Raw genomic sequence first — 24,357 nt, forward strand, 5'->3', positions numbered from 1 at the left:
CGGCAGGAGGTACTGAGTTCCTTATCCCGCAACGCAATCCGCGGGTTCCGTGGTGGGCCGCACCGTGGGCGGGGTCAGGAAGCTGGTCGCCCACGCCACCGGGACGGCCACCAGGACGATGATCAGGCCGGTGAACGTGGTCGATGAACCGGCGAAGTGGCCGAAGACCGTGCCGCCGACGAGCAGGAGCGCCAGCAGGGCGACCGCCACACCGACGGGGGCCAGGCTCAGTGTGCGGGCGGCGTCGCGGCCGGCGAAGGCGCCGCCCGCGAGAGAACCGATCGCGGTGGCGACCCCGATGGCGACGCCCAGCGCGTAGGCCGTCACCAGGCACCCGCCGTCGGGATGGACACGTCGAGATCGGCCGCGACCAGGTTCAACACCCCGACCACGAGCAGTTCGGCGCTGCCCAGCACGAACATGCTGAGCAAGAAGGTCGCCAGCGCGCGGTTCGCCCTGCCGGGGTTCGGCGTCGGTTGCCGGGTGCTCATGGGTACCTGCCTTGTCGTCTTCCCTGTACCGCCAGCTCGTCGGCGTTCGCGTAGGTGTTGACTTCCCGGCGGCGCGCGAGGAATCGCCGATTCCTTTTCCGGGCGCCGGATGTCCATGTCTCCAGAGCGGTGGTCCGGCAGCGGGCGACCGGAACCAGGAGGAGACGCACGTGTCCACGACCGGAGAAAGTTCGCGGCGCGCCTGGGTGCTCGTGATCACCTCGATCGCGTCGCTGATGGTCGTCCTCGACGCGCTGGTCGTCGCGACCGCCCTGACGGCGATCAGGACCGACCTCGGCGCGTCGGTCACCGAACTCGAGTGGACGGTCAACGCCTACGGCCTGGGTTTCGCCGTGCTGCTGATGACGGCCGCGGCCGCGGGAGACCGCTGGGGGCGCCGGCGGGTGTTCACCGCCGGTGTCGCCGTGTTCGCGCTGGCGTCGCTGGCGTGTGCGGTCGCGCCGAACGTCGCGACGCTGGTTGCCGGACGGGTGCTCCAAGGTGCCGGTGCCGCGTTCGTCATGCCGCTTGCCCTCGCGTTGCTGGGCGCCGCCTACCCACCGGCCATGCGGCCCAAGGCACTCGGTGTCTTCGCGAGCGTGAGTGGCGTGGCCGTACCGCTGGGGCCGCTTCTGGGCGGTGCCGTCGTGGCGGGGATCTCGTGGCCGTGGATCTTCTGGATCAACGTTCCGAGCGGGGCGGTGCTCGTGTACCTCGCCCTGACCCGGATCGAGGAGAGCCGAGGACCGGATCGCGCCATCGACCTCCCCGGCCTGGTGCTGATCACCGTCGGCTCTCTCGGCCTGGTGTGGGCACTGGTCCAGGGCAACACGGCGGGCTGGGGCAGCACGGAGATCGTCGGTGCCGTCGTGGTCGGGCTCCTGGCGATCGGGGCGTTCGCGGGGTGGCAGCGACGTGCCGCGCACCCGATGCTGCCGCCCCACCTGTTCGGGTCCCGCAGGTTCGCCGCCGGAAACGTGGTGATCTTCTTCCACTGGGGTTCGGCGCTGGGCGCGGTGTTCTTCATGGCCCAGTTCCTGCAGACGGGGCTGGGCTACGGTCCACTGGCCGCGGGCCTCGGGCTCGTGCCGTGGGGCTTGACCACGGCGATCGTCCCGCAGTGGGCGGGCCGGCTGGTCGGCCGGTTCGGCGAGCGGCCCTTCATCGTCGCGGGGCTCGGACTGCACAGCCTCGCCATGGTCTGGCTCGCGCTCGTCGCCGACCCAGCCGTCGGCTACTGGGCGATCGTCGCCCCGCTCGTGCTCTCCGGGTCGGGTATCGCCATGTGCCTGCCCGCCGCGCAGAGCGCCGTGCTGACCTCCGTCCCGCCGCAGCTCATCGGCAAGGCCTCGGGCGCTTTCAGCGCCATGCGGCAGCTGGGTGGGGCCTTCGGCGTCGCGGTTCTGGTCGTCGGGTTCACAGCGGCCGGGAGCTACACGACGAGTGAGACGTTCACCGACGGCTTCGCCGCCGCCGTCGTGGCCAGCGCCGTCCTCGCGGTCGCCGGTGCGCTGGCCGGCTCCGTCATCCCGCGCAGGCGCGGCTGATCCATCGTCGAAGGAGTAGTCATCCGATCTGAACCCCTACTCCGGCCTGGTGCGACGGCTCCCCGGTGATTGAGGACGTCGCCGGTGCGGTGTTGCTCGCGCCGGCTCTGGACTACGCGTCCCGGTCGGCGGCACGGCTCACGCTCGCCGATCTCGACCGCCCGTCGGCCTGTGCCGGCTGGACCGCGGCGGAGGTCCTGACGCACCTGACGGGATCGCTGCGGTTCCTGGCCAGCTCCCTGACCTCCGGCTTCGTGCCGGAACAGGTCGCCGAGCCGTCGCCGGGGCCGGTCACCGTGCGAACGCTGTGCCGTGACCTCAGTCGGGCGGGCGCCTGCCTGACCGCCGCCGCACAGGATCTCCGCGGCCGGCGGTCGGTCGCTGTCGGCGGCATGCCGTTGCACTGCCACCAGTTGATCGTCGTGGGCGCGGTCGAGGCGGCGGTGCACAGCTGGGACGCCACAGCCGGAACCGTCCGTTGCCGGTCCATCCCCGACGACCTCGCCGCACGGTTGCTCGTTGAACTGCCGTTGATCGTCGACGGCAAGACCCGCCAAGGCGTCTTCGCCGACCCGATCGTCCTGCCCTCGAACCGCCCGGCCGCGGAGCGCCTGCTCGCGGCTCTGGGCCGGGACCCGCGTGCGGGACTGCCCTGACGGTTCCCGACCGATTCCTTTCGCCGTCCGGCGGTGTCCAAGTCAATGAGCAAGGAGTGAGGAGTGTGTAGTGTCCACTGAGGTGATCTCGCCGACGAGCGCTGGCTGCCTGCCCGACGAATTCGGTCGGCTGCGCAACGGCCTGGTCGCGCACTGCTACCAGATGACCGGCTCCTACCAGGACGCCGAGGACGTCGTCCAGGAGACCTACCTGCGGGCGATGCGTGGCATGGAGGGCTTCGAGGCACGTTCTTCGCTCAAGACGTGGCTCTACCGAATCGCGACCAACACCTGCATCACAGCGCTGAACCACCGAAGCCGGCGGGTGCTCCCCGCCGGGCTCGGCCCGCCGGCGTCCGACCCCGGCGCCCATGTCTTCGACGACGAGTCCGTCGCGTGGCTCGAACCGCTCCCCGACGTCACGCTCGACCAGCGTGACCGTGACCCCGGGGAGGTGGTCGTGATGCGTGAGTCGGTGCGGCTGGCGTTGATCGCGGCACTGCAGTACCTGCCGGTACGGCAGCGCGCGGCGTTCCTGCTGCGGGAGGTGCTCTCCTGGTCAGCCGCCGAGATCGCGGAGACGCTCGGTATCAGCGTTCCCGCGGTGAAGAGCCTGCTGCAGCGGGCCCGCAAACGGCTCGACGAGCTCGACCTGCCCGCCCAGCGGCTGGCACCACCGGACCTGGAACTGGAGCGCACGCTGCTCGACCGCTACATCGCGGCGTTCGAGGCCGGGGACGCCACCGCCATCCGTGCCGTGATCCACGACGACTTCAGCCTCGAAGCCGTGCCGCACCCCGTCTGGTTCCAGGGCTTGCACGTGTGCCTGCCCTTCCTGGAACGACGTGTCTTCGCCGCGCCGGGCCGGGCGATCCGGCTGCTGCCCACCCGCGCCAACGGCCAGCCCGCCGCGGCCAGCTACCGCCCCGACGCCTCCGGCACCTTCCGTGCCGAGGGGCTGTGGGTGTTGACGATCTTCGACGGCCGATTCTCCCGCGCGATCAAGTTCCACGACCCGGCCCTGGTCACGGCCGCCGGCCTGCCCGCCCAGATCACGCCGTGACCCGGTCGAGGCGATCAGGGTCGTCGAACTCGCGCACGACCCGCGGCCGGTCGACGGAGGTGACCGCTATTCGGCCCGGGTGAAGTCCATGGTCCAGTTGACGCGCCAGGTGACTCCGCCGTCGTACGAGAACGCCTGCTCCCAGCGGGCGGTGTCGGCGGTGTCGGTGGTCCACTCGAATCGCACTTTCACGGCATGGCCACCGAGGACGTCGTCGCACAAGAAGCGGCCACGGCCGTCGCTGAAGGCACCTTCCATGGGTGGGTCGAGGTGCCCGGGCCTGGCACTGGAGGCCCACCAGATCCGCCAGATCCCGGCCTCCGGGTCGAACTGGCGGAGCGTGAAGCCCTCGAAGGTGTCGGCCCGGATCCGTTCGACATGGCCGAGACCGCCGAGGATCGGCTCGGTCGCGGCGGCGGAGTCGAACTCGATCCACTCGTCGCAGGCCGGGTCGACGACGTCCACCAGCTTGCGGTTGCGCACCTGCCAGCGGCCGAAGATGAAGTCGAAGTCGGAGCGCCCGTCGGTGGGCACGGTGGAAGTCACGATCAAGCTCCTGGAGGTTGTCCACGCACAGGCGTTGTGCCTGTTGGCCGCACTGTATGACCCAGCACCGACAGTTTCGGTGGCGTCGTCCGTGCCTGACCTGTCACGCTCCGAACACTCGGCTCAAGCTGCCGTCCGCACTCCCCGTCGAGTCGCGGGCTCACGCCGATCGGCCGCACGAGCGATCCCACCTCGGCGCGGCGCACCGGCTAGCCGCCGTAGTGGTCGTGCGCCTCGAACTCGCCGAACACGTCTTCCAGCCATCCCTCATTCCGCCATGTTCCGCTGCCGTCGAGCTCGCCGTCGTACACCAGCAGGAGGAAGCTGCCGTTCTGGTTGTCGAGTCGCACCCGGCGGCCTCGGCTGTAGAAGAACAGGGCGGCGCTGATGTCCGGGCGTCCCTCGCTGTGCTCCATGCCGAGCACCCCTTCCCACGCCGCCATGAACAGCGGGTCGGATGGCGCCGGGCCTCGAATGAAGCAGGAGAACCCCTCGTCCACCTCCCTCGTGTCGACCAGCTGAACAGTCTGTCCGATGTAGTCGGCCAAGCTCGCCACGATCGCGCTGGTCGTCGATTGCCATCTCCCGGCGACCGGGCTGTTGCTGTGCTCGTCCGTGTCGGTCACCGCCAGCCCACCCTTTCGCAGCTCTGGTAACAGGTGTCGACGTTACTCAAGGCGGATTTCGTCCGTAGTCCACGAGCCGGCTTACCCGGGGCGGCTTGATATGTGACCTTATGGTCACCTATTCTCTCGGTGTGACGACGTGCTTCGGCCGAGTGGGGATCGGCGTGACGTTCAAGGAGACAACGGCATGATCAGGCGGAGTTTGGCTTTGCTGCTGGTTGTCGGCAGCCTGCTGGCCGGGGCGGCGACCGCCGCCACAGCGTCCGGCTCGGGGCGGCGGACCCTGACCGGCAGCATCGACGGCGCCCAGTACCTGATCGAGGTGCCGCGGCGGTGGAACGGGACGCTGATGCTGTTCAGCCACCCGTACTACACGGAGGGGGTCGGGGGAAACATCGGTCTGGCCAACCGGCCGGAGACGCAGAAGTGGTTGCTCGACCACGGTTACGCGCTGGCGGCCTCGGATTTCACCGGCCGCTACGGCTTCGCGGTCGAGCAGGGCATGAAGGACCAGATCGCGCTGCTGGACTTCTTCACCGCGAACGTCGGCACGCCGCGGCGCACGATCGCGACCGGCTCCTCGATGGGTGGGGCGATCAGCACGCTGTTGATCGAGCGGTATCCGCGGCGGTTCGCGGGAGCGGTGGCGATGTGCGGTCCGCTGGACTTCCAGGGCACGTGGAACGTGCTGCTGGACGTCAACTTCGCCGTCAGAACCCTGCTCGCTGAGCCGGGGCAGGCGATCGACCTCGTCCGGCCGCGTGATCCGCAAGCCGGCACGGACGCGTTGCTGCGGGCGGTCGAAAAGGCCCAGACCACGCCCGAGGGCAGGGCGAAGCTGGCGCTGGCCGGTGCGATCGGCAACGTGACCAGCTGGAACTCGGCCGTCCAGGCCAGGCCGACCGAACTGGCCGCGCGCCTGCGGCAGCAGGCAGCTGTCATCACGGGCGCACACGTGTACACGTTCGGCCCGAACGCTCGCGCTGACCTCGAACGCCGCGCTGGTGGGAACCCGTCCTGGAACGTCGGCGTGGACTACACGCGGCAACTGGCCCGGTCAACCGAACGCGATCTCGTACGGCAGGCGTATGCAGCCGCGCCCGGTGCGTCGCTGCACGCCGATCTGGCCGCGCTCGCGGCGGCACCCCGAATCGCGCCGGATCCGCGGGCGATGTCCTATATGTATCGCAACGTCGTCGCCAAGGGAACGGCGCCCGCGCCGGTGATCACCATGCACAACACCGGCGACGGCGGCGCGCTACCGGAAAACGAGCGGTGGTACGCCGCGCGGGTCAGTGACCCGAACCGCCTGCGGCAGACCTACGTCAACCGTGGCAGTCATTGCGCGTTCACCGCGGCCGAGGAGATCGTGGCACTGCGTGGCCTGCTCAGCCGTATCGACACAGGCCGTTGGCCCGCAACGAATCCAGCACGGCTGAACGCCGAAGCGGGGCAGCTCGGTCCGGAGCACCACAAGGTGTTCGACTACCCTCACGGCGATGCACCCTCGGTGCCCTCCTTCGTGGAGTTCCGGCCGTCGAACCACCCCCGCTCCACCCCGTAGACGTCACCACGAAGCCTCGGGGTGACCCGGCACTCCGGTGGCCTCACGATCGCCGCTGTGCCAGGGCAGCGCCGAGGGCCAGGATGACCAGTCCGACGACGTCGATCCACGCGATCCGCTGGATCGACGCGTTGGCCGGTGTGGTCGTGGTCACGAGGAAGACGAATCCACCGAGACTCACGGCGTTCGCGGTGACCGCAGCTGTCCGCAGGTGCGGACGGAACACGGAGACGAGCAGGCAGGCGCCGAGGACGGCGAACAGTGTCGCCCGGTGCCGCATCAGCACGGTCATGTCGGGCCCGCTGATCTCGACGCCGTAGGCCGACTGCGCGAACGTCACCGATACGGCCCCCAGCCCGGGAAGCATGTTGATCAACGCCGCGATGACGAGCAGTCCGCGGCCGATGGTGTCTGTGGACTTGTTGCGCACACATGCGATGATCGCCGGCATGAACGGGCGCGTGCTTCCAGAAACGTACTGTCCCGCGGCACCGACGTTGTGGATCCGCCCTGGCCGGGCGACCTACATCGGCCCGTCGTTCCGGCTCGACCCGCACTCCGCGGCCGTGCACTGCGTCGCACTTGGCATCGACGCACCGTTCGAACTCCGCGCAGCCGACATCGATCCGCAGTACACACGCAGCGCTTTCATTCCCGCGCGCACCCGTCACCACATCATCGCGACCACTGGCCGCATGCTGTTCGACTACTCCCATTCCCGTGAACCCCGTGATCAGATGACCGTGCACACCAAGAGCATTTCCTGGCACCACCGCGACGAGGCCGCACTCATCCAGTCGTTGACAACGGCTCCACACGCCCTGTGGCAGAAGGGAGACGGCCGGCTTGACTCGCGGGTGCACGCGGCCATGCGGACTCTGAACTCCACACCTGATCTCAGCGTTACCGAAGTCGCCGCGACAGTGCACCTGTCGGCCTCACGTTTCCAGCATCTGTTCACTCACCACACAGGCACGAGCTTTCGCCGCTACCGCCTGTGGAGCCGGATGACCCGCGTCGCCGCCGCTCTCAGCGAAGGAAAGAACCTCACCGAGGCGGCAACCGCGGCGGGCTTCGCCTCAGCGAACCACTTCAGCGTGTCCTTTCACGACATGTTCGGTATGACCCCGAGAACGCTGCTGTCCAGCGGCACCCGCATCGTCATCTCCGAACAGGACACCTGCACCGCGTGAAGCCGCCCGCTGCGGAGCAGGTGCGCAGTCGTTTGCCTGCGCTGAGCGGGCAGCCGTCGGGATTTGCTTTCTGGGCGGACTCGTAGAGCTCCCCGATGAGCCGAACGCGTTGCGGGACGGCCCCGAAGTCATGGATGCCGGCAATCTCGAGCAGGGCCAGGTTGCGCCGCTCGCCGACCCTGGACGCGCCGAGATCGATCACGCCTGTCGCGCCTTTGAACCGTATCCCAACGCGTTGGGCGCTACCCAGCACGTCGGCGACCGCCAGCCCGGCCAGATCGGGCACGACCGAGCATCCGGCCGCGATACGGTCGGTGACCGACGTGAACGCGGGAACCAGCGCAATCGTCAGAACACACGCGAACGCCGCCTCGAGCACGCCGCACCGGGCGAACTTGGGCGGTGCAGGCGTGCGGAAGTCCGTGTCGTCCCAAGCAGTTCGGTCCGTCTTCGGCACGGCCCGGTGATCCGCGGGCACCGTGACGACCAGGTAGCGGGTGTCCTCAGTCATCCGCTGACGCCGGCTGGGCAGATTGCCCGCCAGATCCGCAATGCCGCGTCTGCCTCGTCGGCCGGAACGGGCTCGATGTTCAACGCCTCCGACAATGGTGGTTGTCCGGTACTCGCCGCGACGGACAGCACGGGATCGACTTCACCGGTCTCGTTGCGGACGCCCGCCGTTGCCGGTCGTCGCCTCGTTCAACAGCACCGCGATGTAGGCGGTGCGGCGGAAGCCGACGCGCCGCGGCAGCACCCACAACCGCCTGCGGCGGTAGGCGATCCTGAGATCCTCAAGGAAAGCGTGCACGAGCAGCTTCTCGAGGTGCTCCTCGTTCTCGGTCTCCCGGTGGCCGGCGGTCTGGCGCTCGGCGAATCCGAGGAAGTCGGTCGAGTGCTTGGACACCATGTAGCCCTGCCCGCCCATGAACCACCGCACCTCGCGGACCCGGCACCCGGCCTCGGAACCAGCGGAAACCGCCCCACCGCCCCACCCGGGCCAGCAACCGGACACCCAGCTTGGCCGACGTGCTGGGAGCCAGATCGGCCATGTCCGTGGCGAGTGTCTGCTCGGGCCTGCCGTCCCTGCCGACCCACGACCGCAACAACTGCACCACGTCCGCCCGGTCATCCCGGCCGTGCGGCGGCTGCAGGTACTGACCGGTCAACCAGTCGGCCAGCCGATAGTGGTCGGAACGGCTCAACCGGCCGCGGCCGAAACGGTCCGCGGCCAACTGGACCGGCAGCTCGTCCAGCAGAGGGATCAGCGGTGGTTGGCGCACCCATTCCGCAGACGGCGTCGTGCGGGACCATCGGGCCGAAGCGTTCCCTTGCGCCTCGCCGGCATTGACCAGGACCACCGGAACCTGAGGCGTGCCACTCGCCAGCCGGTGGCGCAGCTCGGTCGGGAACCGAGCTTGGTCACCAGCGGTTTCGAGGTAGAGCAGGGGAAGTGGTTGATCTCCGCGCAAGCTGCCCTTGCGGCTGCGCCAGGCGCGGACGCCGGCCGAGTTGTTGGATTACCGCCAACAATGTCCGCATCCCAGGAAAAGCGGGCCGCTCGTCATGATCCGCCATCGGCACCCCCTCGGTGAGCTGGGCTATCAGTTCCAGCCTGCTCGCCTGCCGGGGACGCCTATTACGAGCCCATTCGTCCGCCAAACGAGTGCTTTTCGGGTCTGTGAGCAACCTCGGCAAGATCTACGCGTCCGACGCGCGTCAATGCCCGGAACGGCATTTTCGTGTCTTCTGTCGGACCCCTGTGAAAGTTCCGGCACGGCTGTCCTTGTGTGTGAGTTGGCGGGGATTGCGGGACGGCGTGAAACCTCGGCGAAAGACTTGTGACAACCATCGCCTGCTATCGTCATCAGGTTGACGGACCGGTGGAATACTGCTGAATAGCCAGTTGATCACGGGACATCAGGTCCAGCCGGTGAAAACAAATGTGGGCGTGGCATTGCGCCACGCGCGGTGGACCGCGGTACTAGGGGGAATCACTGATGTTTTTCCGCGCACTGGCTGCGGTAACAGCCACCGTGGCAGCTCTGGCTTGCGCAGTGTCGGCGGGGACGGCCGTGGCCGCTTCCGGGGGGGCTTCGCTGGCCGGATCCGTTCGGGCCACTCCGGCCGAACTGGGCAAGTTCCTGGACCGTACCGGGGAGGACAGCACTTTCGTGCTCCATCCCTTGTCCGACCTGAACCGGTGTCTCGATGTCTGGGACAGCGGCAAAGGCCCGTGGGTGCAGGCTTGGAACTGCAATGGCTGGGCAAACCAGCAATGGTATTTCGTGTGGTACGAGGACACGCACAACTGGGAGGTCCGCAGCGCGGGCAAGTGCGTCGACAGCCGCAATGGCCGAGGAGAGTCGCTGGAACATCAGCCCTGCACCGGCGCCGCCAGTCAGCGATTCAACGTCTACCCGGTCGACTCGGCGCTGGTGTTCGAGAGCGCTACGACCCCGAACCAGGTATGGGACGTCTACGACCACGGCAGGGGTACCAAGGTGCAGATGTGGGACTACAACCGCACGTCGAACCAGCGGTGGCAGACCGGTTGACCACTGGCGCCGGTGCGCCGACTCGCGAACAGTTTTTTCTGTTGCTCGAACTTTCGCGGCGGATCGGACGGTGTCGTTCGTTCCCGTCGCGAGATGTGTTCAACCCTGACGACTGGGGATCAAGGGGATTGCTTTGACCATGAGTTCTCGAACTGTCCGAAGTTTCGCCATGCGCGGAATATCCGTTGTCGCTGTTTCCGCGATGGTGACGACCATTCCTTCCGTCGTGGGCCAAGCCGCGGCGGCGCAGCCCCGGCTGCCCGACACGGCGATCTCGATTCCACCGACGGCGTGGGTACCGCCCGCGCAGGTCAACCGCACGCCGACCGGCGGTGAGCCGCCGGCGACGCCGTGGCAGGGCCCCGGCAGTCAAGGCCGGGCGACGCCCGACGCGATCGCGGCCGAGGCGGTGACCTGCTCCTCCGGAGTCGCCACCGGGATCTTGAAACAGTATCCGCTGGAACGTTTCCCCGTGTCGGACCGGACCGAACTGCTGATCAACACCGCCAACGGCAACGTCGTGATCAACGCCAGCGACCTGACCGTGAAGGGAACCGGGCAGAACCTGTCGCTCAACCACGTCTACAACAGCAAGCTGCCCGACGGCGGCGCGCTGGGCACCGGGTGGTCGCTGAACACCGGTCGGGATGTGGGGCTGACCTTCGACGGGGACAACGTGGTCCTGCACGGCGAGAGCGCGTACTGCGCGACGTTCACCAAGAACGGGTCCGGCTACAAGCCGGCTCCCGGCGTCAGCGCGCAACTCAAGAAGCTCGACGGCGGCTCCTATGCCCTGACCTTCAACGGTTCCAACGAGAAGTGGCTGTTCAACGCCCAAGGCTGGTTGCTGTCGCAGGCCGACCGCAACGGCAACAGCATCACACCTCGCTACAAGGGCAACGGCACGCTCGCCTCGATCACGGATTCGCAGGGCCGCGTCACCACCTTCGGCTACGACGGTGCGCAGCGCCTGACCTCGATCACCGATCACACAGGCACCACCGCCGCGAGCTACGGCTACGACTCGGCAGGCAAGCTCACGAGCTACACCGACCGGGCGGGCCAGCAGACCACGCTGGCCTACGACGCCGCGAACAACCTGAGCGCGTTCGTCGACCCGGACAAGGGCCGGACCCAACTGTTCTACGACTCGTCCGACCGGGTCACCGAAGTGCGCATTCCCGGCCAGAGCGGCCCGTTGGCGACCCTGTTCACCTACGGCGACAAGCAAACCGTCGAAACCGACGCCAACACCAACAAGGTCACCTACAAGTACGACGACCAAGGCCGCCAGACCGAGGCCGTCGACGCGCTCGGTCACGTCCAGAAGAAGACCTGGACCGCCAACAGCGATGTCCAGGTCACCACGGACGGCCTCACCAACAACACGACCCGCAGCTACGACAGTCTCAACAACCTGATCGGCACCGAGCTGCCGACCGGCGCCAAGAACGCCATCGGCTACACCAAAACCGGGCAGCCGCACCTGCCCACCACCAGCAAAGACCCTCAGGGCAACGAGATCACCCGTGACTACGACGACGCGGGCAACCTCACCAAGGTGCGCTCCACGGGCCTCAACGCCGACCTGCAGGTGCTGACCTACAACCACCCGCAGGGCACTGTCGCGTCGGCCACCGACGGCAACGGGCAGCCCACCACCTTCACCTACGACGACGCGGGCAACCTGACGTCGATGGACCCGGCCGGGCCGATCCAGCCCAGCCGGTACGGCTACGACTCACTGTCGCGGCTGACCAGCGTCACCGACGGCAACGGGGTGCGCCTGGACTACAGCTACGACAAGCTTGACCGCGTGGTCGCGATCAGCCGCAACGGGCAGGCCCTCCAGGCCCACACGTACAACGCGATCGGCAACCTGACCGCCCGCCAGTACGGCGCGGTCACCACCACGTTCCAGTGGGTGAAAACCTCGGCAGCCAGCCAGCCGATCCAGGCCAAACGCACCGAAGGCACGTCGGTGGAAACCGTCGGCTACACCTACGACAAGGTCGGCAACCTCAAGACTCTCAGCGACGCCGGTGGCACCACCACCTACAACTATGACGTCGCGAACCGGCTGACCAGTCTGGCCGATCCGTTCGGGCAGAACACCACCTTCGGCTACGACAACGCCGATCGCCGCACCCGCACCGACTTCGCCGGTGGCACCGTGCAGTACACCGGCTATGACAAGTCCGGCCGCCAAACCAGCGTCACCGTCAACAAAACCGGTGGAATCCCCCTGCTGCGCCACACCTACAGCTACACCAAGAGCGGTGGCGGGGACAGCGACAAGCTGCAGTCCAGGAACATCAACGGTGACACCACCAAATACACCTACGACAGCCTCGGGCGGCTCACCAAAGCCGGTAACGACGGCTTCACCCACGACAAAGCCAGCAACCTCACCAACCTGGCCGGCACCGCCTTCGTCATCAACACCGCGAACCAGGCCACCGAGGCAGGCGACGACAAGCTGACCTTCGACGGCGCCGGGAACCTCACGGCCAACTCGGCGGGCAACACCAGCCACACCTACAGCCCCACCAACCAGTTGGTGCGCACCACCACCAATGGGCAGCAGGTGTTCTCCGCCGGCTACGACACCATCGACCAAACCCAACGCCGCGCCATCACCGAGACGGTGAACGGGACCAGCACCACCCACGTCTTCGGCGAAACCGCACTGGGCACCACCCAGGTCGTCGACAACGGGGCCCGCACCAGCTACACCCGTGACCCCGACGGCACCCCCATCACCCAGAAAACCCCCACTGGGGCCCGATACCACCTCATCACCGACTACCAAGGCAGCGTCCTCGGACTCGTTGACAGCAACGGCGCGCTAGCCGCCACCTACACCTACAGCCCGTACGGCACCCCCACCGGCACCGGCCCGGCGGCCGACGTGAACCACTTCCGCTGGATCGGTACCTACCAACTCCGGGGCGGCACCAACCTCACCGGACACCGCAACTATCACCCCAACTGGGGCCGCTTCAGCCAGACCGATCCCACCAACCAGGAACCCAACCCGTACAACTACGCCACCGGCGACCCCATCAACAAGAGCGACCCCACCGGCGCCTACAGCGGTGCCGACTTCGGTCAGGACATCGGATCCCAGGCAGGCGCGGCGATCGGCGGCGCAGCGGTTGCGGGCGTTTGCGCGGTCACAGCCGGTGTCGGCTGCATCGTGGGAGGAATCGCGGCAGGGGCCATCTTCGGCGGAGTCGGCGGCGCGGCCGGCGCTTTGATCGGCGGCGGTGACAAGAACAAGGTCGGCGACGGGTTCATCAGCGGCGCGGTCGGCGGAGCGATCGGCGGCGGGTTGGGAGGACTGTTGGGCAAGGGCGGGAAGCTGCTGTACAAGAAGTTCAAACGGTAAGAGCCACACGAGGTTCGATGCGTTTCACTGGGCGTGGAGTGCGCGGCTGCCGCGTACTCCACGCCCGCTTGGTACCAGCGTTCGACGCGTCCGCATCCGAGGAAAGGTTCAGCTGCCGATGAGGAAAGGGGTTGTTGTCTGGACGTCCAACGCCTTGCTTGTTGCCCTGCTGGGTCTGGGCGCCTATTTCGCGTTCGGTTCGGCGACGGTCAACTGGTGGGGCGTGGGGACCGTAGTCCTCCTCACGCTGGCGGTGTGTGCCGTACAGCTTTACCTGTTGTACCGAAGGCCCGAGCGCCCTGACAAACGTGACTCTGACCAGGCGTCATGACACCTGGTGGCGCCCCTCCCGAGTTCGGCGGGGTTCACCGGTGCGCGGCCAGCACTGCCGCGAGGCCCTCCTGCAGGTCTTTGACGAAGTACTCCGGAACCTCGAGCGATGGGAAATGGCCGCCGGTTCCGGGTGCCCGCCATCGGACGATCTGACGGTACCGCTCCTGCGCCCAGGGGCGTGGGCACTTCTCGATGTTGCGGGGATACATGGTGATGGCCGTCGGGACGTCGACACGGAGGTCAGGATCGAGCGAGTTGAAGCTCTCGTGGTAGATGCGGGCCGCTGACGCGCCTGTCCGCGTGAGCCAGTACAGGGTGACGTCGTCGAGGACCCTGTCTCTGGACATCGTCTCGAAGGGACTGTCGCCGGTGTCGGACCACTCGGCGAACTTGTCGAGGATCCAGGCGAGAAGGCCGACCGGGGAGTCGACGAGCGAGTAGCCGATGGTCTGCGGCCGGGTCGCCTGCTGCTTGGCGTATGCCGTGTGGTGGCGCTGGAAGTCGCGGGTTTCCTCGGTCCACTCGCGCTCGATCGCCGTCAGCCTGTCCGTTGTCAGTCCGGGTGGTTCCTCCGCGAACGTTGTGTGGATGCCGAGAACCTGGTCCGGGAATCTGCCGCCGAGGATCGTGGTGATCACGCCTCCCCAGTCGCCGCCGTGGGCTAAGAACCTGGTGTAGCCGAGCCTGTCCATCAGCTCCACCCACGCGGCCGCGATCTTTTCGGTGCCCCAGCCGGTGGTGGCCGGCCTGTCGCTGTAGCCAAAGCCTGGCAGCGACGGGACCACGACGTGGAACGCGGGCGCGTTCGCGTCTTGCGGCTCTGCCAGTTCGTCCACCACGTCGGTGAACTCGGCAACGCTGCCTGGCCAGCCGTGCGTCAGGATCAGCGGAGTGGCATCCGGGCGCGTGGATCGGCGGTGCAGGAAGTGGATTCCCAGCTCGTCGATGGTTGTGCGGAACTGGCCCACCTGGTCAAGACGGGCTTCGAACGACCGCCAGTCGTAGCCGGTCCGCCAGTAGTGCACGACATCCACGAGGTCGGCGAGCGGAACGCCCTGATGCCATCGGTCCGGGTCGTGTGCGTCGCGACGGACCGTCTCGGCCTCCGGCAGTCGCGCCGCGGCTAGTCGTGCGCGCAGGTCGTCGAGGTCGGCGTCGGTCGCGCGGGCTTCGAACGCTTGGACGTCGCTGGTCGGACGGGACATGAGACCTCCTGGTCATCGTGGAACCGTCTAAGACGGTTCTAACAGGTGCCCGGGTCGGTGCGCAACCAGCTAAGGTGGTTCCATGCGTGCTGGGTTGCCCGACTTCCGCCTAGGTAACGTGCTGGCGACGACCTTCACGGGCACACTGTCGGAGCGGCATGGCGCCGCCGTGGAGCGCATTCCCACCCCGGACCGGCTCGTCGACTGGCTGGCACTGAACGGCCTCGCCGTGGACTCCTGCACCACCGCCCAGCTCGACCTCGCCCGGGAGCTGAGGGAGTCGATTCACGCCGCCGCGACAGCAGCCGCGATCCAGGACGCGCTCCCCGCGTCCGCTGTCCAGGTCATCAATGACTGCAGCGTCCAGGGAAGGGCCGCGGCTGTCCTGACGCCGGAGGGTAAGCGGCAATGGCGGCTCAGCCCGGCTTCCAGCGTGGAGGATGCCCTCAGCGTGATCGCCGCCGACGCGATCAGTGTCATCGCGGGTGAACGAGACGGAAAACTGGCTCTGTGCGCGTCACCCACCTGCCAGGCCGCCTTCTTCGACACCAGCCAGAGCCGCACCCGCAAATGGTGCGACATGAACACGTGCGGGAACCGCCAGAAGAAGGCGCGCTTCCATGCCAACCAGCGCAAGAACCTCAGACCAGCGGAATGATCGGCGCCTCGACACGGTGCGGGGGACACGATAGGACAGGTGGATGCGCAGGGGCTGGGTCGGATTGGCTGTGCTCGCGGCCGTGGTGCTCGTGGTCGTGCTGTTACGTGAGCCGCCTGCGAAATCTCCCGAACCGCCGCCTTCCTCGGTCGCGCCCGTCGTGATGCACGCGGATCGGGTGACTCCGTTGGGCAGCAGGCTCAACTGGCGTGAGGTGCCGTTGCCTGCCGGGATCGAGCAGGCGCACAGGTCGGCCGTGGACGTCGAGCGCGCGGTGTTTCCTGTGCTGGCGCAGGACGGAACTCACCGCCTGGTGACCGAGGACGGCGCAGAGGTCGCACGCGGCGCCGAGACGCTGTCGGCGATGGTGGACGGCACCCGGCTCGTGGTGCACGAGGCCGAGGCAGGTCGGCTGTCCACAGTGGATCTTGTGGCGGGAGCGCGGACTGGGCAGTACACCGGGGCCAAACCCGGGCCGGTGGCCGTGGCGGCGGGCCTGGTTGTCGTGCAGCGATCCGACCAGTGCCTGGTGGTCCTGGACGCGGCCACGCTCCAGCCGAAGATGGATCGGTGCACGCCGGACGGGACGACGATCTCGTTGCTGACCGCCGAACTGGACTCGGTGCAGTGGCGCGAGGTGCGCTCCGGCGAACACTGCGTCCGGTGGTTCCGGATGGGCGCGGCGCTCACTCCGGAGGTCCTGTCCACAGGGGAGCGGGCGTGCCGCGCGGCGGTTCTCCTGCACACCGCGGACTGGGAGCTGACAGCGGATTTCCCGCCGTACGAGGTGGGCGTGGCGGACCCGGGCCCGCTGATGGCGCGCCGGGGGAACATCGAGCTGATCCTCGACGCGAACGCGGTGAACGTCCACACCTGTGGTGGCCGGGTGTATTGGCTGAGCCAGGCCGTCGGCGCCGAGCGGCTGGGGCAGTTGGTTCGGTGGGCGCCTGGGCAGACCCGGGTGGACGTGCTCGAGATCGACGAGGGCAGTGCGTCGCCGCCGCGGTGTGTGAACGGGGTGCTGAACGTGGTCACGCACGGCGCGGATCGGCCACGGCTGTGGACCCTGGCCGAACCCTGATCGTCGGCCCGGTGATCACACAGGCGAGGACAGGGGGTGTGTCAGCAACGACGTGGAGCGTCTTCTGCCGTCGGGTCCTTCCGGGAAGTCCACTGTGGATTGCCGGGCTGGGTCCGCCGTCGGGGACGGTCGGGTCAGCGATTGGCCATCGTCGCGCCGCCCGCCCTGGCGAGCGCGATGACGCTCTCGCGGTACGGCGTGGGGACGATGAACTGCGTGCTTTTGCCGAGCGGGCCGACCAGGAGCAGTTTCTGCCGGACCTCGTGGTGATCCGAACCGACGTTGGAGACGACGGCCTTCTCGACCACCTCCAGATCCGGCCACGCGTACGGGTCCAGCACGCCGTCGACGCCGAAGACGATGCCACCGGTGAACAGGAATAACTGACGGGACAACGGTTTCGGTCTGCGCCGGGCGACGACGCCCATGGCCAGGATCCCGGCTGCCACCGCGGTGAGGACGACGCCGCCCACGAGGGCGAGCGCGTCCCCGTTGGCCTGGAACAGCAGCAATATCCCGAAGAACGCGGGCAGCACCGCCAACACCAGCGCGATGCCGAACCGTCCGGACGGGGAACCGAGCACGACCGTCTCCACGAACTCGCCAAACCCGTACCGCTCGGCGACGGCGACGGCGTCGGCGCGGTCGTTTGACGGGAGCGTCTCCGGCGCACCGCCACCGTCGCGCAGCCGCTTCTCGGCCTCTGCGTAGAGTTGCTCGATCAGTGGGCGCGCGCTGTCGTCCCCGGTGCGTTCGGCATAGCCCGTCAAGAACGAGTCCACCATCTTCGGCGGCGGAAGACTGATCCCGTCGGACGGCGACCACAGTCGCATCGCGACCGCGTGGTCCACCGACCAGCCGCCGGTGGCTTCGTCCCAGCGCGCCCACGGAGGAAGTGCTGTCCCCGCAGACGAGTCCTGCTTCGGCAGGAGCCGGTGCGCGGCCTGATAAGCAGCAGCCCCGGGCACTTCGCCCTCGAGGAGGTTCAAGCGTTCCATCAGCGCGATCCGCGGTGAAACCGCCCGCTGGGCGGCCAACCGTTCATCATCGGTCGCCGAACGCGGGCTCCGGTCGGCATCCGGGTCTCCGGTCAAGGTCCCATCCCCTCGTCTCGTCGAGAACCAGAGTGTCACAGGGGACCGACAATGCGGCTGAGCTCGGCAGGCGGTGATCGTCCTGTCGTGTGCATGACGGTGAAGTCGAGCAGATCGGCTGGTACGCCGGTGGTCCGTCAGGCACCAGCCTGGTTCAGTGGCTGGTGGGAAGACAAGCACGGAAGGAAAGCAGCGGCGATCGATTCCTGCGCTGCTCGGCCTGATCGCGCCGTTGCTGATCCTGGGGGCCGTGTTCTGGTCGTCGGTGGCGGGTGATCTCGGCCTGCTCGTCAACGGCGAGATCGCGGTGGTCACCGAGGTGAGACGGCAGGCGGGGGACAGCTCGCCGAGCACCGAGGCGCCATCCGCGGGCGCGGCGTGGCGGTTCCCCGACGGCCGGACCGGCAGCGGCACGGTGACCGGTAACAGGCTCGCGATCGGCGACGAAATCCTCGCCGGTGCCGGCTGGGCGCATTCCTCGCCCGGTTCGCTCCGGCTGCAGGTCGGCATGGTCGGCGGGCTGGGACTGCTGACCGTGCTCGGTTCACTCGGCCTGGGCGTGCTCTGCCTCCGCGGTCCCGCCCGGTCAGCCCGAGCTGAGACAGCGATCGATCAGGAGGAGCCGCGATGATCAGCGCCGGCACCCGTACGTCTGGCTCGCACGACCCGGTCAGGTCAGGGGCGGGGTGCTTCCCGGTGGCCGCCGGTGGTGTGTTGCTTGCTCGTAATCGAAGCCGAACCCGAGCAGCGCCGGTTCGCTGAATGGCGCGCTCAGCAGTTCGACGCCCACCGGCATGCCGTCCGGGGTGAAGCCGGCTGGGAGTGTCAGCGCGGGGAAGCCGGTGTTGGCGGCGAGGGCGCAGGGCCTGTTCCCTTGCTGTGGTTGACCGATCAGCTCGGCCTGCTGCTGGACTGTCGGGTAGACCACCGCGTCCAAGTCGTTGTCGGCCAGGAGCTTGTGCAGCAGTTGCTTCGCTTCCCCGCGGCGGACAAGCCGCTGGTGGTAGGCGTCCTGCGGGCCGGTGGAGCGGCCTTGCCGGTCCTTGAGCCGCTCGAGCACTGTCGGCGTGACCTGACCGGAAGTGATGATGTCGTCCAGTGTCACCAGGCCCGCTGGTGCCTCCAACCGGGCCAGTGCGCGCGGGAACCGCGAACCTGGCGCCGCCAGGTAACGGTTGAGGTCACGCTCGTGCTCGTCGGCGAACACGCTGGAGGCGTCGACGGCTGACATCAGCGCGGGTTGGGCCGGCAGGTCGATGACGGTCGCGCCTTGCGCCGCCATCACTGTCGCGGCTGCCCGGACGAGCGCTGTCGCCGCCTGTTGCGCGGCCGAGGTGCCCAGGTAGTCGGTGAGTACGCCGATGCGGGCGTTGACCAGCGCGGTGTCGCCCAGCGCGGCGGTGTAGGTCTGCGGAATCCGGCCGACGGACGCCGCTGTGGACGGGTCATCCGGGTCGTATCCGACGGTGGCGTCCAGAACCAGCGCGATGTCGCTGACTGACTTGGCGATGGGACCGCCGACGTCCTGGGTGTCCGACAGGGGCGCGATGCCGTCGCGGCTGGAAAGTCCCTGGCTGGGACGCAATCCCGCCAGGCTGTTGTGCGCTGCCGGGTTGCGGATGGAGCCGCAGGTGTCCGAGCCCAGGCCGACAGCGCCGAAACCGGCCGCGATGCCGGCGCCTGTGCCGCCACTGGATCCGCCCGGGGTGCGCTTCTGGTCGTACGGGTTGCGGGTTTGTCCGCCGAGGGAGCTGATCGTCTCGATGCCGGAGGCGAACTCGTGCAGGTTGGTCTTGGCGACGATGATCGCACCGGCCTCGCGGAGCCGCGCGACCTGTTCGGCGTCGTCGGCGGTACGCCAGCGTCGCAGCGCCTGCGAGCCGTTGGACGTGGGCATGGCCGCGGTGTCGTAGTTGTCCTTGATCAGGATCGGGATGCCGTGCAACGGGCCGCGGACATGCCCGCGTCGGCGTTCGGCGTCAAGCCGGGCGGCGTCGGCGATCGCCGTGGGGTTACTGCGAATGACCGCGTTGATACCAGGCTGGTTGGCGTACGCCTGCTCGTAAGCGTCGATACGTGCCCGATACGCCTTGACCAGTCCGACTGAACTGACTTTGCCGCTGACCAGCAACTCGCGCAACCGGGTGGCGTCCATGTCAACCACCCAGCGAGCGACCTTGCTCGGCGCCGCCCGGTGGGCGTCACCGATGTCCGTTGCCGAGCTGACCGGAACCCCAAGCGCCGCAAGCACAACGACGCCCGCGGCAAGGGCGGCTGCTCGGTGCCGTCGTCGTGCCATGCCGGCCTCCTTCGCCGCTGGGCCATACCGGGCAGCACAGTGGGAGTTCTGGCTGATTCACTGACTGGAACTGGTAATTCTGGACCGGCGCACGGCGTGAGGACCATCCGTCAAACGGGGGGATCGTGGCTTGAATCAGCCCGTGCCAGGCTGCGTGGCCCGGCCGCGGCGGCGATGCGCCTTCGTCCGGTTGCCGCAGGCCGCCATCGAACACCACCGTCGGGGCCGCGCCCGCGACGCGTCAACGAGACGCAGCGAGCAGTCGGGGCCGTCACACAGGCGTATGTGGTGGGCACGGTGCTCAAGCAACGTGGCCGCGTCGGCGGCGAGTCGGCTGAGCGCCTGCGCGGCGGTGGCGGCGGGCGCGCGGGTGAAGCATTCACCGTTCCAGACGAGAGGCGCCTGCTCCATGTGCTGGTTGAGGTGTGCGAGAGCGTTGGGGACGACGGTCGCATGTCCGGCGGCGGCGAGCAGGCACAGGTCGACCGCTTCCCGCAGACTACGGGCCGTGGCCAGATCGCCCTGGGTACTCCGGCGGCTCGTGGTGCCGAAGGTGGTGGCGAGCCAGGCGTCGAGATCCGCTGGTACTCGAAGGAGTTCGACCCCGCCACGGTGACGCAGGCGGACGGTGTTGACGAAGTCGACCACGGGATCGCCTGCGATCCAGAGGAAGTACTGCGCGCCCTGCTCGATCGCCGCGTTGGCCGCCGGTGGATCACGCGACGGCAACGGCGGGATGCGGTCACGCATGCTCAACCCACCCAGGCGGCGATCGCCTCAAGAACATCCTCAGGGGCGTCACGGTGCACCGAATGCCCAGCGTTGGGCACAACCCGGTACTCGATCCCCGCATTGGCCGCGGCGACGACGTCACCCAGATCCGGCCCGAAAACGGCGCCGACGGCGGGATCGGCGCCCAGGATCAGAGTCGGCACGGGCAACGCCCCGACATCGGGGAGATAGTGCCACGGCGCGTTGTCCCGCATCGTTCGCTCAGCGACGAAAGGACTGGTTGCCAGCACCGCGAGGAACTTCAGACGCGCGTCTTCCGGGTGCCACTGCGGATTCGCCGCCAGCAGCGCCTCAGGATCCTGTGGACGCACGACTTCCTGCACGTTGAGCTCGGTGTAGCGCTCGACGTCACTGTCCGGCAGTTCGACCGCGGGATCAAGCAGCACCAGCCGTGCGGTCCAATCCGGATCGAGCGCGGCGTGCACGGCGACGAGCCCGCCGAGCGAGTGCCCGACGACAAGATCCCAGCGCTCGCGAAGCGCACGGACGTCGGCGGCGTAGTCGGCAGCCGCGTAGCGCGAGGCACGCGGACTGTCGCCGTGGCCCCGCAGATCAGGAGCGGTGACAGTGAAGCCCTGTGCGCCGAGCGCGTCCGCCACTCGCCACCAGGTGCCGCCCGAGGAGTTGATCCCGTGCAGAAGAAGGGCATGACGATCGCCGTCGCCCCACTGCCGGGTAGTAAGACGAACCACCATCAGGCCAGCCTCCTGCCGTACGCCATGACTCCGAGCGTAACCCTTTAAAGGGTTACCAGTCAACGCGGCGGTGAAGCGGACCGGACGAGGTCGTTGAGGACGCTGCTGCGCAACGGTTTACGCAAACTCGGACCGCACCTGGTCGAACTCGGCCGGGGCCGCCGTGCGGCTTGCCGCATCATGCAAGTTCGAGTTCGTGGGCCTGGAGGCGCTGGTGCGGGCAAAGGGCAGGTCATCGAGTCAGCGTCGAGTTGTGGCGCGGTGCAGCCAATTGGCCGGGACCCGAGGCGGGCCTTTCGAGGCCATCGTGAATGCGGCACGCTCGAACTCATGAGAAATCGAATCGTTGTTGTGCTCACCGTCGTGGTGACGTTGTTCGCCGGCATCACCAGCGCCGCGAACGCCGGACCTCGGGCCGCGGTGCTCGGTCACGTCTGCGAGGGGCCGGTCGGCTCGACCATGAAGTTCAGCATCGTCGCGAACGGGTCGATCCCCGCGGGCAGCACGTGGACCGTTGCCACGACGAAGATCTACCCGCCTTACCAGTTCAACGCGACTTCGGATTCCGGACTGCTGCAGTCCACGCGGCTCAGTGACAAGTCGATCCAGTTCACCGCGTCGGCCACGCTCGCGAACGGCACGGTCGTGAAGATCACGCCGAGCAACTTCTTCGTAGCAAGCACCGGCAGTACCAATGTCTCCATCTCCGGCTATGGCGGCAGCCACTCCGTCACCTACTCGGCGACCCAGGACCCCTGCTGACACCCGAGCAGGGCGATGCACTCCACGTGGTGTCATCGAAGCGTCGAACGCGCGCAGCCGTGTCCGGCGATGACCGGCACACCACATGCGGGTGCGGCCGGTCCCGAGTCGTCCACAGTGGACCTTGCCGGTCCCGCGCAGGCGCGCTTGACCTCAACCGCACTTGAACTGTCAGCATGGCCTTGCGTTCCGACGATCAGCGAGGAAGCGGGGAGCATGCTCGTCACCGGTGCCAAGGTCGCCGACATCGACCAGTTCATGAAGGTCTTCTCGACCACGGGGTGGCGAAGAGGAAGGAGCACGGGTGCAAGGGGCGCCCGTGCACGCCGGCTCCATAGCCGAGTACGTCTCCTGATGTTGTCGTACGACTGACGGCGCTTGCAAGCCGGTTCGGGAAAGCGGAGGTACGACATGGCAAACGCGCCTTCGCGCGCCAGGAAGTTCAGCTCTGCGATCGGGGATGACGCCATCCACTTCGGCGACCACCAGATCTCCATCGCACCGGCTCTCACGAAGGACGAGGGCGGGCCCATGAGCGCGTACACGGCGTTGTTCCGTGCGGGAGCCAAAGCCGACCTACCGGCTCCCTACGCGGAAATCTGGGTGGTCCTGAGCGGGTCGTTGAGAGTGGGAACCGGCAGCGACGCGGTAACGGTCCGGGCAGGGGAGTTCGTACACGTCCCGGAGCAGGCGCCGGGGATCGTGGAAGCTCTTGAGGAGACCCGGCTGATCTGCGTTTCGGTCCCCGCCCATTGACTCGGGGCCCGGTTGGTGAGATCGCCCAAGCGTCACGGCGGCCCTGGTTCGGCCGGTTGCTCGTGGTCGCGTGATTCGTCGATGAGGGCGCGCGCGAGGCACAGGTCGTTGTCGCCGGAGAGGTGCACTCGCGCCGACGCGGTGTGTACGGCGTCCTGTGCCAGGTCTGCTCTGCCGGTGAGCAGCACCGCCACGCAGGCGAGCCGGTTGCCGGAGCGGGGGTGCAGGGTTTCCGCGAGCCAACGCGGGTTGCGGCGGAGGTGGTCGGGTGCGTCACCGGTCATTGCCGGGTTTCCAGGTGCGCCCGGAGCCTGGCGAACCCGTGGTGTGCGTAGCTTTTCGCGGTACCGAGCGCGACGCCCATGATCTTCGCCACCTCGGCCAGGGAGTAGTCCCCGTAGCCGCGCAGGACGACCGCCTCCCGCTCCCTCGGCGACAGGCTTTCCAACGCGGACAGCAGCACGTCCCGCAATGAGACGAGGTCGTCGACACGGAGCCCGGCCTGTTCGCAGAGCAGACCGACGTGCTCCGGGGACCCGCTGTCGAGGTGGTGGCGATCGGTCACGGTGCGGCGCACTTCGTCGTTGACGAGGTTCTTCACGACCCGCCACGCGTAGGCCTGCAGCCGCTGCGGCTCGTTGATGTCCGGTTTCCGCGCGTAGATGCGCATGAAGGCCGTCTGTACGACGTCCTCGGCCTCGTCGTGGCTGCGCAGCTCCTTCACGGTGTACCCGATCAGGGCGTCGCGGATCTCGTCGAAGACGTCCACGAGCAAGGACTCGAACGGCACGCCCCTGGCCTGCCCGCCGGTGGAGACCCGGCCGATTCGCGACCGCGTCCCACCAGGCACCAGCCCGTCGAGCAGGCGTGGGCCGCTCGCGATCTCGCGGAGTACGAGGCCGAGCAAGCTGGCCAGCGCGTGCTCCGCAGTGTCGTCACCGACGGTCATGAAAGCCGTTTCTCCCCTCGTCGCCGGGTTCGGCGAAGGTGCGATCGTAGTGTTCATGTGGGGAAGACCGGCGGAGGCCCGATAAGGTTGGGGTCGCGATG

Annotated in this window: 26 protein-coding genes; 12 read left to right on the forward strand and 14 right to left on the reverse strand. The window is 68.0% G+C overall.

Features of this window, described 5'->3' with window-relative positions:
* Positions 1–21: 21 nt before the first annotated feature.
* Both AOZ06_RS16605 and AOZ06_RS56335 read right to left on the reverse strand, forming a co-directional pair.
* Positions 22–327 (reverse strand): hypothetical protein, encoded by a 306-nt coding sequence (locus AOZ06_RS16605; RefSeq protein WP_054290222.1) that lies wholly within the window; start codon positions 325–327, stop codon positions 22–24.
* Entirely contained in the window at positions 324–491 is a 168-nt protein-coding gene (locus AOZ06_RS56335; protein WP_157233063.1) for a hypothetical protein, read from the reverse strand. Before AOZ06_RS56335 ends, AOZ06_RS16605 begins: the two co-directional genes overlap by 4 nt.
* Before the next feature lie 170 nt (positions 492–661).
* On the opposite strand from AOZ06_RS56335, the gene AOZ06_RS16610 reads away from it, so the two are divergent.
* The 3 genes from AOZ06_RS16610 to AOZ06_RS16620 all read left to right on the forward strand — a co-directional run bounded on the left by AOZ06_RS16610 (position 662) and on the right by AOZ06_RS16620 (position 3,757).
* Positions 662–2,038, forward strand: coding sequence for a DHA2 family efflux MFS transporter permease subunit (locus tag AOZ06_RS16610; RefSeq protein ID WP_236952261.1), 1,377 nt, complete (start codon positions 662–664; stop codon positions 2,036–2,038).
* 65 nt (positions 2,039–2,103) lie between these two features.
* Positions 2,104–2,694, forward strand: a complete 591-nt coding sequence (locus tag AOZ06_RS16615; RefSeq protein WP_236952263.1) for a maleylpyruvate isomerase N-terminal domain-containing protein — start codon at positions 2,104–2,106, stop codon at positions 2,692–2,694.
* A gap of 70 nt (positions 2,695–2,764) precedes the next feature.
* Complete coding sequence (locus tag AOZ06_RS16620) at positions 2,765–3,757, forward strand: RNA polymerase subunit sigma-70 (RefSeq protein WP_054290223.1); 993 nt, start codon at positions 2,765–2,767, stop codon at positions 3,755–3,757.
* A 66-nt stretch (positions 3,758–3,823) separates the two neighbouring features.
* Here the strand turns inward: AOZ06_RS16620 and AOZ06_RS16625 are convergent, their stop codons facing one another.
* Together AOZ06_RS16625 and AOZ06_RS16630 are read right to left on the reverse strand one after the other, a co-directional pair.
* Positions 3,824–4,303 (reverse strand): hypothetical protein, encoded by a 480-nt coding sequence (locus tag AOZ06_RS16625; RefSeq protein WP_218922005.1) that lies wholly within the window; start codon positions 4,301–4,303, stop codon positions 3,824–3,826.
* A gap of 209 nt (positions 4,304–4,512) precedes the next feature.
* Positions 4,513–4,929 carry a hypothetical protein gene (locus AOZ06_RS16630; RefSeq protein WP_054290225.1) on the reverse strand — a complete coding sequence of 139 codons (417 nt, stop codon included), beginning with the start codon at positions 4,927–4,929 and terminating at the stop codon, positions 4,513–4,515.
* 187 nt (positions 4,930–5,116) lie between these two features.
* Between AOZ06_RS16630 and AOZ06_RS16635 the strand changes: the two genes are divergently transcribed.
* Positions 5,117–6,493: an alpha/beta hydrolase family protein gene (locus AOZ06_RS16635; protein WP_157233064.1), complete on the forward strand. Its 1,377-nt coding sequence runs from the start codon at positions 5,117–5,119 to the stop codon at positions 6,491–6,493.
* A gap of 43 nt (positions 6,494–6,536) precedes the next feature.
* On the opposite strand, the gene AOZ06_RS16640 is transcribed toward AOZ06_RS16635, so the two are convergent.
* Positions 6,537–6,944, reverse strand: a complete 408-nt coding sequence (locus AOZ06_RS16640; protein ID WP_054290226.1) for a hypothetical protein — start codon at positions 6,942–6,944, stop codon at positions 6,537–6,539.
* Between AOZ06_RS16640 and AOZ06_RS16645 the strand changes: the two genes are divergently transcribed.
* Positions 6,943–7,686 carry a helix-turn-helix transcriptional regulator gene (locus AOZ06_RS16645; protein ID WP_054296694.1) on the forward strand — a complete coding sequence of 248 codons (744 nt, stop codon included), beginning with the start codon at positions 6,943–6,945 and terminating at the stop codon, positions 7,684–7,686. The two genes, AOZ06_RS16640 and AOZ06_RS16645, sit on opposite strands and share 2 nt — an antisense overlap.
* Here AOZ06_RS16645 and AOZ06_RS16650 read toward each other — a convergent pair.
* Both AOZ06_RS16650 and AOZ06_RS16655 read right to left on the reverse strand, forming a co-directional pair.
* Positions 7,655–8,143: a hypothetical protein gene (locus AOZ06_RS16650; protein WP_157233065.1), complete on the reverse strand. Its 489-nt coding sequence runs from the start codon at positions 8,141–8,143 to the stop codon at positions 7,655–7,657. The genes AOZ06_RS16645 and AOZ06_RS16650 overlap by 32 nt on opposite strands.
* 195 nt (positions 8,144–8,338) lie before the next feature.
* A complete protein-coding gene (locus tag AOZ06_RS16655) occupies positions 8,339–8,611 on the reverse strand; it encodes a hypothetical protein (protein WP_157233066.1) in 273 nt (90 codons plus the stop codon).
* A gap of 1,072 nt (positions 8,612–9,683) precedes the next feature.
* Between AOZ06_RS16655 and AOZ06_RS16660 the strand changes: the two genes are divergently transcribed.
* Both AOZ06_RS16660 and AOZ06_RS16665 read left to right on the forward strand, forming a co-directional pair.
* Positions 9,684–10,241 (forward strand): RICIN domain-containing protein, encoded by a 558-nt coding sequence (locus AOZ06_RS16660; protein WP_083471745.1) that lies wholly within the window; start codon positions 9,684–9,686, stop codon positions 10,239–10,241.
* A gap of 169 nt (positions 10,242–10,410) precedes the next feature.
* On the forward strand, positions 10,411–13,632 hold the full coding sequence (locus AOZ06_RS16665) for an RHS repeat-associated core domain-containing protein (RefSeq protein WP_063810051.1): 3,222 nt from the start codon (positions 10,411–10,413) through the stop codon (positions 13,630–13,632).
* Positions 13,633–13,997: 365 nt separating this feature from the next.
* Here AOZ06_RS16665 and AOZ06_RS16675 read toward each other — a convergent pair whose 3' ends face one another.
* Positions 13,998–15,170, reverse strand: a complete 1,173-nt coding sequence (locus tag AOZ06_RS16675) for an epoxide hydrolase family protein (protein ID WP_054290232.1) — start codon at positions 15,168–15,170, stop codon at positions 13,998–14,000.
* 82 nt (positions 15,171–15,252) lie between these two features.
* Here AOZ06_RS16675 and AOZ06_RS16680 point away from each other — a divergent pair, with 82 nt between their 5' ends.
* Positions 15,253–15,828: a CGNR zinc finger domain-containing protein gene (locus AOZ06_RS16680; protein WP_054290233.1), complete on the forward strand. Its 576-nt coding sequence runs from the start codon at positions 15,253–15,255 to the stop codon at positions 15,826–15,828.
* A gap of 43 nt (positions 15,829–15,871) precedes the next feature.
* On the forward strand, positions 15,872–16,909 hold the full coding sequence (locus AOZ06_RS16685) for a hypothetical protein (protein WP_054290234.1): 1,038 nt from the start codon (positions 15,872–15,874) through the stop codon (positions 16,907–16,909).
* 134 nt (positions 16,910–17,043) lie between these two features.
* On the opposite strand, the gene AOZ06_RS16690 is transcribed toward AOZ06_RS16685, so the two are convergent.
* Complete coding sequence (locus AOZ06_RS16690; protein WP_157233067.1) at positions 17,044–17,907, reverse strand: hypothetical protein; 864 nt, start codon at positions 17,905–17,907, stop codon at positions 17,044–17,046.
* Positions 17,908–18,160: 253 nt separating this feature from the next.
* Here AOZ06_RS16690 and AOZ06_RS16695 point away from each other — a divergent pair, with 253 nt between their 5' ends.
* Positions 18,161–18,634: a hypothetical protein gene (locus AOZ06_RS16695; protein WP_054290236.1), complete on the forward strand. Its 474-nt coding sequence runs from the start codon at positions 18,161–18,163 to the stop codon at positions 18,632–18,634.
* A gap of 39 nt (positions 18,635–18,673) precedes the next feature.
* Here AOZ06_RS16695 and AOZ06_RS16700 read toward each other — a convergent pair whose 3' ends face one another.
* The 3 genes from AOZ06_RS16700 to AOZ06_RS16710 all read right to left on the reverse strand — a co-directional run bounded on the left by AOZ06_RS16700 (position 18,674) and on the right by AOZ06_RS16710 (position 21,789).
* Entirely contained in the window at positions 18,674–20,302 is a 1,629-nt protein-coding gene (locus tag AOZ06_RS16700) for an amidase (protein ID WP_054290237.1), read from the reverse strand.
* Positions 20,303–20,437: 135 nt separating this feature from the next.
* Positions 20,438–21,052: a CGNR zinc finger domain-containing protein gene (locus tag AOZ06_RS16705; protein ID WP_054290238.1), complete on the reverse strand. Its 615-nt coding sequence runs from the start codon at positions 21,050–21,052 to the stop codon at positions 20,438–20,440.
* Between the two features lie 2 nt (positions 21,053–21,054).
* Positions 21,055–21,789, reverse strand: a complete 735-nt coding sequence (locus tag AOZ06_RS16710; RefSeq protein ID WP_063810052.1) for an alpha/beta fold hydrolase — start codon at positions 21,787–21,789, stop codon at positions 21,055–21,057.
* Positions 21,790–22,119: 330 nt separating this feature from the next.
* Between AOZ06_RS16710 and AOZ06_RS16715 the strand changes: the two genes are divergently transcribed.
* Positions 22,120–22,551 carry a hypothetical protein gene (locus tag AOZ06_RS16715; protein ID WP_157233068.1) on the forward strand — a complete coding sequence of 144 codons (432 nt, stop codon included), beginning with the start codon at positions 22,120–22,122 and terminating at the stop codon, positions 22,549–22,551.
* A 411-nt stretch (positions 22,552–22,962) separates the two neighbouring features.
* A complete protein-coding gene (locus tag AOZ06_RS16720; RefSeq protein ID WP_054290241.1) occupies positions 22,963–23,307 on the forward strand; it encodes a cupin domain-containing protein in 345 nt (114 codons plus the stop codon).
* Positions 23,308–23,339: 32 nt separating this feature from the next.
* Here the strand turns inward: AOZ06_RS16720 and AOZ06_RS16725 are convergent, their stop codons facing one another.
* Together AOZ06_RS16725 and AOZ06_RS16730 are read right to left on the reverse strand one after the other, a co-directional pair.
* Positions 23,340–23,591, reverse strand: coding sequence for a hypothetical protein (locus AOZ06_RS16725; protein ID WP_054290242.1), 252 nt, complete (start codon positions 23,589–23,591; stop codon positions 23,340–23,342).
* Positions 23,588–24,256 (reverse strand): RNA polymerase sigma factor, encoded by a 669-nt coding sequence (locus AOZ06_RS16730; protein ID WP_054290243.1) that lies wholly within the window; start codon positions 24,254–24,256, stop codon positions 23,588–23,590. The genes AOZ06_RS16725 and AOZ06_RS16730 overlap by 4 nt, the downstream gene beginning before the upstream one ends.
* Positions 24,257–24,357 lie beyond the last annotated feature (101 nt).

The sequence above is a fragment of the Kibdelosporangium phytohabitans genome (assembly GCF_001302585.1).
In the GTDB taxonomy this organism is placed as follows: Bacteria; Actinomycetota; Actinomycetes; order Mycobacteriales; family Pseudonocardiaceae; genus Kibdelosporangium; species Kibdelosporangium phytohabitans.